A 13909-nucleotide genomic window follows, 5' to 3' on the forward strand; every position below is an offset into this window, starting at 1 on the left:
TCTATTTTCGTAAAATTTTGAAGATATTCAGGCACATTTAAATTAATTTCAGCATGATAGAATATTCAGGCCAACCGCATTATCTGGTGGCTGTAGATTGCATTGTTTTTGGTTTTGACGGAGAACACCTTAAATTATTGCTGGTGAAGCGTGGCCTGGAACCTGAAATTAACAAATGGAGTTTAATTGGTGGATTTGTGGGTGCCAATGAAAGTCCGGATGATGCAGCCAATAGGGTATTGAAAAAAAATACCGGACTGGAAGGAATTTACCTGGAACAGTTGCAAATTTATGGGGAACCTCATCGCGATCCAATTGAACGCACATTATCTGTAGGCTATTTTGCTTTAATTGATATTCATAAATATAAAGCGCAATTAAGCGATGAATATCACGCGGAATGGTTTCTCGTTAATGAAAGTCCCAAGTTAATTTTCGACCATGCTCAAATGGTGGCTGATGCACGGAAAAAACTACGTTACAAGGCTGCCCTCCACCCGATTTTATTCGAAATGTTGCCCAAAAAGTTTACCATTCCTCAGTTGCAGATGCTTTTTGAAGAGGTGAACGATACTAAAATAGATACCCGGAATTTTAGCAGAAAAATCAGTTCTACAGGTTTACTGATCAAACTTGAAGAAAAAGACAAATCAGGTTCAAAGAAAGGTGCTTTTTATTTTAAACTGGATAAGAAAAAATACAAGGCCAACTTTCAGGCTTTTTTAAACCTGATCCCTAATCTAAAATTATAGTGTCAGAAATGGAATAACTTTTAGTACTATTGATAAAATGTAAAGCACATCGTGAATATAATCAAACTCAAAAACTTAGTTTAATTGATATATTAGCACCATGCAAAAGGAACTGACTGATGAGAACTTGATACTGGCAAAAATTGCCATTGGAGATCAGCAGGCTTTTGGCATTCTTTTTAATTTTTACCGCAACAAAGTGTACGGCTACGCACTAGCCATTCTTCAGGAAGATGCCGCAGCGGAGGAAATTGTTCAGGATGTTTTTATTAAGCTTTGGGTGAAGAGAACTCATTTAGTCCAGATTGAAAATTTTGGGGGATTTCTACGTACAACCGCAAGAAATGAAACGTTAAATGCATTAAAAAAAGCTACAGTAGAACAAAGGAATATCCTGAAGGCCCATCAGGAAACATCTGATGTAGATTTGGCTACAGAAAATGAGATCCAATTTAAGGAAACAAAGAAGTTATTGGAAACTGCCATTGAAAAACTTCCGCCACAGCAAAAATTAGTTTATCAACTTTGCCATATTGAAGGTTTAAAACAGGCTGATGTGGCTAATAAGCTTAACCTATCTCCATTAACGGTAAAAACTCACCTGAGAGATGCTGTCAAATCAATTAAAAACTTCCTGACGACACAAGATCAAATAAAAGTTATTCCACTTTTATTATTTTTTGTAAAATAATCTCTCATCTAACTACCTCCTTTCCATTTTTGTATTGTCATTGTTTAAAAAGGGACAGATACATCTTCATTTCTACCTTAAGCCATCAAACTAAACAAAATGCAAGCGGATAGAGCCACCTATTTATTTGATCAGTATGTAAACAGAACATGCTCTCCTGCAGAATTGCAAGAGTTTATGACCCTTATAAAAAATGCGGATGATACAGCAGTGCTCGATCTGGTAATGGATAATTTTTGGAATAAAAGTCCTGAAGCAGTGTTGAATGCAGGCAAAGCAGAACAGATTCTAAAACAAGTGATCTCCACTGATTCAAAATTTATAAAGAAAAAGCCGGACCTATCCAGGCAATGGCTGGGATGGGCAGCTGCTTTTTTTATCATTTGTTTTGCCGCGATATTATTTAAAGATCAAAACAAAATGCCACAGTGGATGGCGCAAACAGCAAACCTTCCAAAACAGGTTACGCAATCCATTACCTCATTAACGGTTAAAACAGAAAATGAGCACCAAAAGGTAAATTTACCTGATGGAAGCACAGTGATTCTGAATAATAACAGTTCAATCACCTATCCAAAAGTTTTTGGTGCTGAAAGGATGGTGATTTTGGTAGGTGAAGGTTATTTTGATATCAGGCATGACGCTAAAAAAAGTTTCACGGTACGTGCAGGCAAACTGAGCACCAAAGTTTTAGGAACGGCATTTAACATTAAAGCATATGCCGGCAACCATAATATCGAAGTTACTGTTACCAGAGGAAAAGTAAGCGTATTGGATAGCCAGTCAGTTTTAGGTATTCTTGTTCCGAACCAGCAGATTATTTTTAATCAGAAAAATAAACGCATCAATTTTGTTAATGTACTGGCTAAAAACGCAATACAATGGCAGGAAAGCGATATTTTCTTCGATGATATTTCACTAGAGGAGGCAGCAAAAATTTTATCAAAAAGATTTAATACACCCATTACATTTGCAAATGAACTTCCAAAAAAATGCAGGTTTACGGCAACCTTTTTAAAGGGAGAATCATTAGAGGAGATTCTTAAAATCATCTGTTCCTACAATAATGCACAATACCAAACCAGCGCCGGCGGCATAACCATCAATGGCGTAGGATGTGAACCATAAATAAACCCAAAATCAACTAAACCAAACCACATGAAAAAAATTTACCAGCTGCGCATTTGAATGAATAAAAAAAACTCCTTGTCGCTAAACAAGGAGCCGGTGTAGATATAGCGCTAACTATATCTATGCGTTTAAACAATTTTCTAGGATTCATTTAAAACACTTAAAATTATGTATTTTTCTGCACAATCGGCAGAGGGTAGGAAGAAATATGTTTTCTTCTCTTCATCATCCCAAACACGATATCTAATTCGTCAGCTTATGCGCACCAGCCTCCTCATTGCTATCGTATTAACGGCTTCTCTCCAATGCCTGTTCGCTACTGATCTTATTGCTCAATCGGCACAGCAAGTAAAGATTTCTATACACATCGATCAGGAAAACCTGGTTTCGGCGATCAAAAAAATTGAAGCAAACAGTCAGTTTCGATTTTTATACCGCATCAATGAATTGAAAAATCTCCAGCCAGTGAGTATTCCGGAAGGAGAAAAATCAGTAACGGAGATCCTGGATTTACTTTTAAAGGGAACCGGACTCACCTATCAGCAGGTTGACAATAAAATTCTGATTACCAAAACAGCTAAATTAGCCCCAAATGAAGTGGTTAATGACACCCACTTAACGGGAATGATTACTGATGAGAACGGAAACCCGCTTCCGGGCGTATCTATTAGAATTAAAGGAGATAAAATGTTCAGCACGGCTACTGATCAAAACGGACATTTTAGTGTTACCGTACCTGATGGAAAAAGCATCACATTGATACTAAGCTATGTGGGTTATGTAACCCGGGAAGTTTTAGTCAATGAAAATACACTTTTAAAAGTTTCCTTAACGCCAGAATCGGGAAGCCTGAATGAAGTACAGGTTATTGGCTATGGCACCACCACCAGAAAATTAAATACGGGCGCTGTTGCATCTATATCTGCTGATGAAATTCAGAAACAACCTGTCGGAAATCCATTGGCTGCACTGTCAGGTAGAATGTCAGGAGTGCTCATCGCACAAAATAATGGGGTACCAGGTAGTACCGTTCAGGTGCAGATTCGCGGACAAAGTTCTCTTACTTCTGGCGGAATTCCACTTTATGTAATTGATGGTGTACCTTTTACTAATTTCAATGGCGGACAACCGGCAACAGATAACCTCAATTCATTCGGAACGTCAGGCGCTAGTGGTGGCATCAGTCCTTTTGGTATGATCAACCCATCTGATATTGAAAGGATAGACATTTTAAAAGATGCTGATGCAACTGCCATTTATGGATCAAGGGGGGCTAACGGGGTGGTTTTAATTACCACGAAGCAGGGAAAATCAGGAAAAGTTAAAGTTGGCGTGAACTTAATGTCAGGTTTTACAGAAGTGAGCCGCTTTATTCCAATCTTGGATCTTCAGGAATATTTAACTTTAAGAAGAGAGGCTTTTCAAAATGATAATGTTACACCCAATACCACCAATGCACCTGATCTAACCGTTTGGGATCAAAACAATGGTACTGATTTTCAGAAATTATTAATTGGAAATCGCGGTCATTTGAATCAGGTTGATGCCTCATTATCTGGTGGCAATGATCAAACGAGATTCTTTTTCAACTCGGCTTACCGTAAAGAAACTGGTGTATTTTTAGGTGATAATGGCAATAAAAGATTTTCTTCGAGATTAAATCTTGACCATGTTTCGCAAAACAAAAAATTTGGTGCATCATTCTCGGTAAGCTACACTAATGATAATACAAACCTGCCAGCATCTGATGTGTCTTCGGCCTACAACTTACCACCAAACCTGCCACTTTATGATGCCAATGGTAAATTATTTTGGGCAAACGGTTTTACCAATCCATTGGCTACGCTACAAAAAAAATATACAGGCGTTACCAATAACTTAATTGCGAATTCAACGATCAGATATACCATTTTACCTGGCTTAACGGCAAAATCAAACTTTGGTTATACTACGACCAGAATTGAACAGGTTAATACTGATCCGGCATCTTCACAAAACCCTTCCAGGAACATTGTCAGCTCGGCAACTTTTGCAAATACTACAGCTCAGAACTGGAGTATTGAACCTACTCTCGATTACTCCAAAAATATTGGTCAAGGTAAATTTACTGCTTTGGTGGGTACCAGCTTTCAGCAGAACACTTCTAACGGCACACAAATTTTAGGAAACAATTACAGTGTGGAAGAACTGTTAGGTACACTCAGTGCTGCCGGAACAGTTACCGTTCTCTACAACAACATTGTGAAGTACAAGTATAATGCTGTGTTTGCAAAATTAAATTATAACTGGAAAGAAAAATACCTGATCAATGCCACATTCAGACGTGATGGATCTTCAAGGTTTGGACCAGAAAACCGGTTCGGTAATTTTGGTGCAGTTGGCGCAGCCTGGGTATTCTCTAATGAGGATTTTATAAAAGAAAATTTATCTTTTTTAAGTTTTGGTAAATTAAGAACCAGTTTTGGTACCACTGGTAATGACCAAATTCCAAATTATCTTTATTTGTCATTATATAACCCCGCCACACCTTATTTAGGTAGTGCCGCACTAATACCTAGTGGCCTTCCCAATCAAACTATTAGATGGGAAACAACCAAAAAGATAGATCTGGCAATTGACTTAGGTTTTTTAAAAGACCGCATTTCATTTTCAGCAAATTATTATAGAAACCGATCATCAGATCAAATTACATCAAGTGCTGTGGCTTCACAGAGCGGCTATAACTCTTACACGCAAAATCTTCCGGCTGTTATTCAAAATCAAGGTTTAGAATTAGAATTGAATACGACCAATCTGGTTTCTAAAGATTTTTCATGGAAGTCTTCACTGAACGTAACCTTTAATAATAATAAACTACTTGAATTTCCTAATCTTGAAAAGTCATTTTCAGCTTCTAGTTACGTTGTTGGAGAACCTCTTAACCTGTTTCGCCCCTACCATTTTTTAGGGGTAAATCCAGCTACAGGTGCAGCAACTTATGAAGACAGAGATGGAAATGGTGTAATCAATCAAAATGACAGATATATAGCTGATCTTGGAACACCATTCTTTGGCGGATTTAATAATACTTTTACGTATAAAGGTTTTGAATTAGGTATCTTTTTCCAGTTTAATCATAGATTCGGAGTAACCCAAATTTTAGACACCCGGCCGGGTGCATTGGTCAATCAAAATGACTATTGGTTAGGCAGATGGACACCGACCAATACATCATCCAATATCCCTGGAGCCTCTGCTACTGCTGGCACCACTATAGCAAATTCCTATAACCTTTATACCCAATCAGATGCGGTTTATGGCGATGCTTCTTATCTAAAATTAAGATCTGTAAACTTATCCTATACCCTACCGCAAGAATGGCTTAAGCAAGTGAAGATTTCAAACGCAAGCATTTTTGTTCAAGGTCAGAATTTATATACCTGGGCCAAAAACAAATACACCCTGGATACAGAAACTACCGTTCAAGGTGGACCTTCAGGTTTGGGTACAGGAACTATTGGCCAGGTATTGCCACCCTTAAGAACAATTGTATTTGGTATTAATTGCTCATTTTAATTTCGATCATTATGAAAAAGACATATAAAAATTTAATTTATAACACACTCATGCTTGGCGCTGTTTTGACCATCTCGTCCTGCAAAAAATTTGTAGAATTGGGTGCCCCGCCAACACAAATATCATTTGAAAATGCCTTTAAAACCGATGCCGCGGCACAGAGTGTGGTGATGGGTATTTATACGGCTGCTTCGGCGAATACCAATGCTTTTCTAACTTATATCACATTATACCCTGGAATATCAGCGGATGATGTACAGTATAATGGTTCGGATGCGAGTATACAGGAATTTTCGAAAAATGCTATCTTGACTAATAATAATTTTGTAAATAATACCTGGGGCAACTTATATCCAGGCATAAAAAACACCAATAATGCTATTAGCGGGATAACAGCTTCTACCACGCTAACTGCTTCTACCAAAGTGCAACTTTTAGGAGAGGCTAAATTTTTACGGGCGTATTTTTATTTCTATTTGGTTAATTTATTCGGCGATGTTCCTCTTCCCTTAAAAGATGATTACGCTGCCTTTGATAATGCCGTTTTACCACGTTCATCTTCGGCTCAGGTTTATGCACAAATCATTAAAGATTTAACTGAAGCACAAGCTTCGCTGCCAACTGCATATGTTGGCACTTTTAGAGGCAGAGTCAATAAACATGCTGCCACTGCCCTACTGGCTCGTGTTTATCTGTATCAAAAAGATTATGCGAACGCAGAAGCACAGGCTACCCAAGTTATCAGCTCCGGAACCTATAGCTTACCGGCACCAGGATTGGCATTCATCAATAACAGTAATGAGATTATCTGGCAAATCGCAAATGTAAATGGATTTTCGGTACCTGGAAATAATTACGGGTCTGCAGCTACAGCCATTCCAAACTATTCTTTAGCCGACGGAACGTATCAGAGTTTTGAAAGCACAACGGATTTACGCCGCGCTAACTGGACCGCTCCCAAAACTTTAGGCGGTAAAACCTACTATTCCATCACCAAATATAAAGTGGCATCAGGCACTGGTAATGAATATAATGTGATGTTAAGATTAGCTGAACAATATTTGATCAGGGCAGAAGCCAGGGCACAACTGAATAACCTCAGCGGAGCTAAAACCGATTTAGATGCCGTAAGATCCAGAGCAGGTTTACCAGACATTAATGCAACCTTAACTCAAGCACAAATGCTTTCTGCTGTTGAACAGGAAAGAAAAATGGAACTTTTTGGAGAATGGGGCCATCGCTGGTTTGATTTAAAAAGAACCAATCGTGCCGATGCCGTTTTAGGTACACTCAGACCCACTACATGGAAAACCACTTCGGTGTTATATCCCATTCCCCAAGCGCAGATTTTGATCAATAATGCCCTAACCCAAAACCCCGGATACAATTAAAAACTACCTAAATTTTAAAAGATGAAAACTTTAAATATTATGCTTACATCGCTGCTGCTGTCTGCAACATTAACGCAGGTAAGCGCACAGACCAAGTCATTAGACAGTACAAAGACCGACCTTGAAAAATGGTTAACTTCTACAAAGCCAGAAGATAAAACCCTGCTGACCAATAAGCTAAAAGACCTTGCCGCATCAAACAGCGAAAAGGAAATGGATCTGGCCATTAATTACTATTATCGATTGAAAAATCAGAAAGTTAGTGACTCTTTACTGGAAGCTGAAGTAAAGAAGTTCCCTGCCGGCTCACGTGCCAGAAACAAAGCCGCTAATGATGAAATATATGACCTGAAAACACCGGCTGAAAAGGAGAAGGCTTATAAAGCCTGGATTCAGAAATTTCCGCCATCACATTTTAGTGGTGAAGATTTAATTGTTTATGACTATGTCACCAGTAGCATTGCCACGGGTTATGCCGAACAAAAAAACACCGCAAAAGCAATTGAATACGGCGAAAAATTAATGCTAGATTTCTGGAAAGGAAGCGGTTATGGCGGCTTGGCTGAAGCTTTTTATAAAGCAGGCGACTTAAAAAATGCGTCTATCTATTATAAAAAAGCCATGGAAATCGCAAAGGTATACTATGATGGTAAACTACCTGACCTAAATTCTTCCAAATTTGCAGCATCGGGCTATCCGGGTTTAACCATGACCTACGCCAACATTCTCTTCGAACAAAAAAACTATAAGGAAGCGCTTAAATATGCAGCATTAGCATCAACGAATCCGAAAACAGCATCACCAAAGTCAAACTTCCAGTATGCAAAAATTCTGATGGCTTTAAACAGAAATGAGGAGGCCTATGCCAAACTGGAAGAGGCGGTAAAATCAGGAAAAGCCAATGATGAAATGAGTGCAGCATTTAAAACACTTTATATCAAAGTAAAAGGTAGTGATGCCGGTTTTGACCAGTATGCCGCTGAAATCAGAAAGGGAATTATCGCCAATCTTCAACAAAAATTAAACAAAGAGATGATAAAAAAACCGGCGCTAGATTTTACACTTACAGATCTGGATGGCAAGCAGGTTACTTTAAGCAGTTTGAAGGGTAAAACGGTGATTTTAGATTTCTGGGCAACCTGGTGCGGACCATGCAAGGCTTCTTTTCCAGCAATGCAAATGGCTGTTAATAAATACAAGGACGATCCAAACGTAAAGTTTTTGTTTATCCATACCTGGGAAAAAACAGCTACGCCTACCAAAGATGCCGGCGACTACATCAAATCGCAGAACTATAATTTTGAAGTATTGATGGACAATAAAGATCCTGAGACCAAAATCAATAAAGTGGTGAGTGATTACAAAGTGAATGGCATCCCCTCTAAGTTTGTCATCGATCCGCAGGGAAATATCAGGTTTAATTTAATGGGCTTTGAAGGCAGCAATGAAGCCGCCGTTGATGAAATTTCAATGATGATTGATATGGCCCGAAAAGGATAACTTGATTTATCCTTTAGCTAATCGCATTCAAACTTCCATATATGGTTATTTGAATGCGATTTTTTTTGCGTAAATACTATTGGTCGTGTGTACCACCGACCGAAATGATGATTGCTTAATGCCTAAACGTTTTTAAAATGAATCGTTTCGATTGGTAAAGACACCATACTAACATTAATAAACATATTAGGCCACCGGGAATGAACGATTGCTATAGCCACCTCGTCATACTGAACCTGATTCAGTACCTTTCTTCAAGTAACTGAATTAGGCAAAATAATTCTAAATTAACATTTTAATAAATCCTGAGTCAAGTTCAGGAGGACGAACCTCTATAAAAGACGACCGTTCATAGTTGGTCTATTAATCTGACCTACTGCCCTATTTTAATCTCCTTTTAAGATGAGTTCATTACTTTTGTACTATGCTTAAAATAGGAATAGCAGAAGATGATCATAAAATTGCCGGACTGCTGAAATCAGCACTGGAAGAAAATGGTTACCAGGTTTGGAACGCCTATAATGGAACAGATGCCTTAGAAAACTTTATCAAAAATGATTTTAATCTTCTAATTATAGATATTATGATGCCAGGTTTAAATGGCATCCAGCTGTGCAAACACTTGCGTGAAAGCCAGATCAATATCCCTATTCTACTGCTTACTGCAATGGGAACCGTAGATGATAAAGTGATGGGTTTAGATGCCGGGGCGGATGATTACCTGGTTAAACCCTTCCATCTGAAAGAACTTCTGGCCAGAGTAACAGCCCTATTAAGACGTCAGTTAACGAACGAAGTTCCTGAAAGCCATCATCTTTGTTTTCAAGACCTTTGCCTTAACACCTCAAGTAAAGAAGTAAGTAGAGCAGACAAAAAAATTGAGCTGAGTGCCAAAGAATTTGACTTGCTTGAATTGTTTTTAAGGCATCCAAACCGATTGCTTTCCCGCCAGTATATTTCCGAACAGGTGTGGAACATCAACTTTGATACCGGCACCAATGTGATAGATGTGTATATCAATTTCTTAAGGAAGAAAATTGAAAAGGGTTTTGAGCGCAAACTGATTCACACCAAAATTAACATGGGTTACATCCTTAAATAATGAAAATAAAAGACCGCATTGCACTGTATTTTACCCTCATCAGCACCTCCATGCTGTTTGCGGTACTATGCATGGTCTATTTTACGTTCATGAAGTTTCTTCAGGCCGATTTTTTTGAACGCCTGACAGACCGCACCATGGTTACGGCGAAGCTCTACCTGGAAGCAGACGAGATGAGCAGAGATGCCTTGAGCAGTGTTCGACACCAATATTTACAGAAACTAAAGGGCGAAGTCATCCGGATTTATAATTCGCGGGATCGGGCAACCTTTATCGGAGATTCTGCCCAATACTGGACAAAGGCCACCATCGACCGGGTTAGAAACCAAAAACACCTGCAATACAAAGATGGAGAGCGGCAGGTAGTTGGCATTTACTATAAAGACAATCAGGGCGATTTCGTGATTCTGGCTTCTGCTACCGACCAGGGTACACATAACCGATTAGAAAAATTGCTCAAAATTATGGTGGTTACTTTTGTTTCCATTTCAATCATCGTTTTATTGTTGAGCAGGTGGGTGGCCGTAAAGATGCTGAAGCCGCTTAAAAAATTCATGGGAGAAGTAAAACAGGTTGGTTCAGAAAATCTGGCTTTCAGGGTGGAAGAAAACCAGACCAAAGACGAAATTAACCTGATTGCGCAAAGTTTTAACCATTTAATGGAAGAGCTGGAACAAGCTTTTATCTTACAGAAAACCTTCGTAGCCAATGCATCACATGAATTAAGAACGCCTGTAACCAGAATGATGATGACTGCCGAGCTGGCGCTCTTGAAAGAAAGAGATGTTCAGGCTTATCAAAAAGTTATTCAATCCATTTTAGACGATGCTGAAAATATGGAGCACATCATCAATGGCTTACTGGCTTTGGCTAAAATGGATCTTGAACTAATTAATTCGCAGTTATCAGCTGTTCGACTGGATGAACTTTTAATCAAAATTCAGTCTGACTGGCAATTGCATCACCATCAACAGTTAGACATTCAAAATTTACTGGAAAACGGCAGCATACCCCTTGTCTCCGTGAATGCTGTTTTACTGCAAATTGCCATCGACAATATGATTTCCAATGCCTTTAAATTTTCAGGAAATCAACAGGTATTGGTGGAACTGGAATATTCACACCATCAATTCCTGGTTAAAATTATTGATCAAGGTCCGGGAATCCCACCGTCAGCTCATGAGGAAGTTTTTAAGCCTTTTTACACAAAATCTGCTGAAATCGGTCAGAAAGGTGAAGGCATGGGCTTGTATATGGCAAATAAGATCATTACATTGTTCAAAGGAAAAATAGAAATATCGGTTACAGCAAACCAACAGAATTGCCTCACCATCTACCTGCCTCAACTTTAATCTGCTTTTAATTCCGATTTAATTCGCGTTTAATTCGGCTGGGATAGATTTGCGGCATGATAAGGACAGGTACCCTGATTTTTTTATTGCTGGGCATTTTCACCCCAATTACCCATGCTCAAACCGATACTTTAAAATTAAACCTGCCCCAGGCAGAAGCACTTTTTCTAAAACAAAACTTCGATTTACTGGTGGCCAATTATCAGATTGATCAGGCTAAAGCAGAAATCATCACCTCCAGGCTTTTTGATAATCCGGAACTGGAATACGAAAATTTATTGTACAACCATGAAACGGGTAAATTTTTGCAAACTTCCTATGCCTATGGTCAGTTTGCAGGTTCCGTTTCACAGCTGATTAAACTGGCGGGTAAAAGAAATAAAAACATTAAACTGGCACAATCCGGCGTAAGGATGGCAGAAATGGAATATTTCGATGTACAACGAACGCTAAAATTTGAGCTGCAGAATACTTTCTACAAAGCATATTTCACTGCGCAATCAGTCAACGTTTTTGATGAACAGATCAAATCCACACAAATGCTTATTAAGGCATATGAAGCGCAATTAAAAGCTGGGAATGTAGCATTGAAGGATGTGATTAGAATTAAATCTTTACTGATCGGACTCCAGGCAGAACAAACCAATCTCCTGAATGAGCTGGAAGATCAATACCGCGACCTTCGTATGCTCTGTGGTTTAGCGCCAAATGCAAATTTATCTTTAGCCCTAGCGTCAGCTGAACCCGACCTTCCCCTAAACCAGATCCCCTATCTCACGTTATTAGATTCGGCCAGAAATAACAGAAGCGATTTAAAACGATCTAAAGCAGCCTTGGATTATAATGAGCTCAACTTAAAACTTCAGAAAGCAATGGCTATACCTGATGTTGAAATTTCATTAAGCTACGATTTGAAAGGAAATTATCCGGAGAAATATACTGGTATAGGTTTAAAAATTCCCATTCCGCTATTTAACAGAAATCAGGGAGAAATTAAAAAAGCCAAAATTGGCATTGATGCAGCAACGACCGAGGTTAACAAATATGAACTTTTGCTGAGTAACGAGCTTTTTAACAGCTACCAGACTGCACTTCGAAATGAAAAACTTTTTGAGGCAATCGATCCTGACTTTAACACCGGTTTTTCCAAACTGATCTCTGGTCTGATTAAAAATTTCAGAGAAAGAAACGTCAGTTTGATGGAATTCCTGGATCTCTACCAATCCTACAAAGAAAATGTATTGCAGATCAACCAGGTTCAGCTACAAAGATTGAGCTCAAGAGCAGAATTAAATTATGTAACCGGTACCAACCTATTTAAATAACATGATGCATTACATTTACAAAAATACAATGAAGGTATTTTTACTTTCTTCAATTGGTTTAGGCTTTGGGTGTGGCAGCCATCAAACAGAAGCTCCCCCCGAAAAATTTGCCATTACAGATTCCTTACTGAACAGGTTATTAATTGATACGGTGCAACAGGCCAACAGTAAAGCAGATCTTATTTTTTCTGCCAGGATAACGGCTAATGAAGACCGCAAATCGGAACTTTTTCCTATGGTAAGCGGATTGGTAAACCGGGTAAACGTGCGCTTGGGCGATCAGGTGAATACCGGGCAAACCTTAGCTACGGTAACCAGTTCAGAAATGGCGGGATTTGATAAAGAAGTAATAGCCGCCAGGGCCGAAGTTCAAAATGCCAATCGTGCCTTAAAACAAGCTGAACAATTATATGAAAGTGGCCTATCATCTGCTAAGGAACTGGAAGAAGCTAAAAATGATTTCCTCATTAAGCAGGCAGAACTGAAAAGAGCTAATGCCGTTTTAAAGCTTAATGGCGGCAGCAACACCGGTTCATATGCCATTAAATCTCCCATTAGTGGTTTTGTGATTGAAAAAAATGTGACCAATAACATGCAGCTGCGTAGCGATAACGACAAAAGCCTGTTCACCATTGCCGATCTTTCTAATGTGTGGGCCATGATTAATATTTATGAGTCTGATATTTCACGCATCAAAGCAGGAGACGAAGTTAGTCTCTCTACCCTATCCTACCCCGAACAGGTATTTAAAGGTAAAATTGATAAAATATACAACCTGATTGACCAGGAAAGTAAAGTGATGAACGCCCGTGTAGTGATTGCCAATACCCAGGCTTTATTAAAACCAGGTATGCTGGGTACGGTTAAAGTATCTGCACATGCTGGTATTGATCTTCCGGCAGTAAATGCGAGGGCGATTGTTTTCGACAATAATAAAAATTATGTGCTGGTATTAAATAACGAGAATAAGGTATGCATTCAGGAAATTGAAATCGGAAGAAAAACGGCCGATCGGGTATACATTAGTAAAGGCTTAACCGCTGGCGACCGCGTAATTGCTTCTAAACAGGTTTTTCTTTTTGAAAACCTTAAAACCCAGTAACCTCCTTT

General features: G+C 38.8%; 10 protein-coding genes. All 10 read left to right on the forward strand.

Going from position 1 to position 13909, the window contains the following annotated elements:
• Positions 1 to 53 precede the first annotated feature (53 nt).
• The 10 genes from OQX64_RS08220 to OQX64_RS08265 all read left to right on the forward strand — a co-directional run bounded on the left by OQX64_RS08220 (position 54) and on the right by OQX64_RS08265 (position 13901).
• The gene (locus tag OQX64_RS08220) at positions 54 to 752 is read left to right on the forward strand and encodes an NUDIX hydrolase (RefSeq protein ID WP_265818394.1); all 699 of its coding nucleotides are present in this window, start codon (positions 54 to 56) and stop codon (positions 750 to 752) included.
• A gap of 100 nt (positions 753 to 852) precedes the next feature.
• Complete coding sequence (locus tag OQX64_RS08225; protein WP_088302361.1) at positions 853 to 1443, forward strand: RNA polymerase sigma factor; 591 nt, start codon at positions 853 to 855, stop codon at positions 1441 to 1443.
• A 99-nt stretch (positions 1444 to 1542) separates the two neighbouring features.
• Complete coding sequence (locus OQX64_RS08230) at positions 1543 to 2571, forward strand: FecR family protein (protein WP_265818395.1); 1029 nt, start codon at positions 1543 to 1545, stop codon at positions 2569 to 2571.
• 171 nt (positions 2572 to 2742) lie between these two features.
• Positions 2743 to 6129, forward strand: coding sequence for a TonB-dependent receptor (locus OQX64_RS08235; RefSeq protein WP_265818396.1), 3387 nt, complete (start codon positions 2743 to 2745; stop codon positions 6127 to 6129).
• 11 nt (positions 6130 to 6140) lie between these two features.
• Positions 6141 to 7520 carry a RagB/SusD family nutrient uptake outer membrane protein gene (locus tag OQX64_RS08240; RefSeq protein ID WP_265818397.1) on the forward strand — a complete coding sequence of 460 codons (1380 nt, stop codon included), beginning with the start codon at positions 6141 to 6143 and terminating at the stop codon, positions 7518 to 7520.
• Positions 7521 to 7541: 21 nt separating this feature from the next.
• On the forward strand, positions 7542 to 9020 hold the full coding sequence (locus tag OQX64_RS08245; protein WP_265818398.1) for a redoxin domain-containing protein: 1479 nt from the start codon (positions 7542 to 7544) through the stop codon (positions 9018 to 9020).
• A gap of 424 nt (positions 9021 to 9444) precedes the next feature.
• Positions 9445 to 10122 carry a response regulator transcription factor gene (locus OQX64_RS08250; protein WP_265818399.1) on the forward strand — a complete coding sequence of 226 codons (678 nt, stop codon included), beginning with the start codon at positions 9445 to 9447 and terminating at the stop codon, positions 10120 to 10122.
• Complete coding sequence (locus OQX64_RS08255) at positions 10122 to 11474, forward strand: sensor histidine kinase (RefSeq protein ID WP_265818400.1); 1353 nt, start codon at positions 10122 to 10124, stop codon at positions 11472 to 11474. The genes OQX64_RS08250 and OQX64_RS08255 overlap by 1 nt, the downstream gene beginning before the upstream one ends.
• A gap of 56 nt (positions 11475 to 11530) precedes the next feature.
• Positions 11531 to 12799, forward strand: coding sequence for a TolC family protein (locus OQX64_RS08260; RefSeq protein ID WP_265818401.1), 1269 nt, complete (start codon positions 11531 to 11533; stop codon positions 12797 to 12799).
• 28 nt (positions 12800 to 12827) lie between these two features.
• Positions 12828 to 13901: an efflux RND transporter periplasmic adaptor subunit gene (locus OQX64_RS08265; RefSeq protein WP_265818402.1), complete on the forward strand. Its 1074-nt coding sequence runs from the start codon at positions 12828 to 12830 to the stop codon at positions 13899 to 13901.
• Positions 13902 to 13909: the final 8 nt, after the last annotated feature.

This window comes from Pedobacter sp. GR22-10, from assembly GCF_026239715.1.
Lineage (GTDB): Bacteria > Bacteroidota > Bacteroidia > Sphingobacteriales > Sphingobacteriaceae > Pedobacter.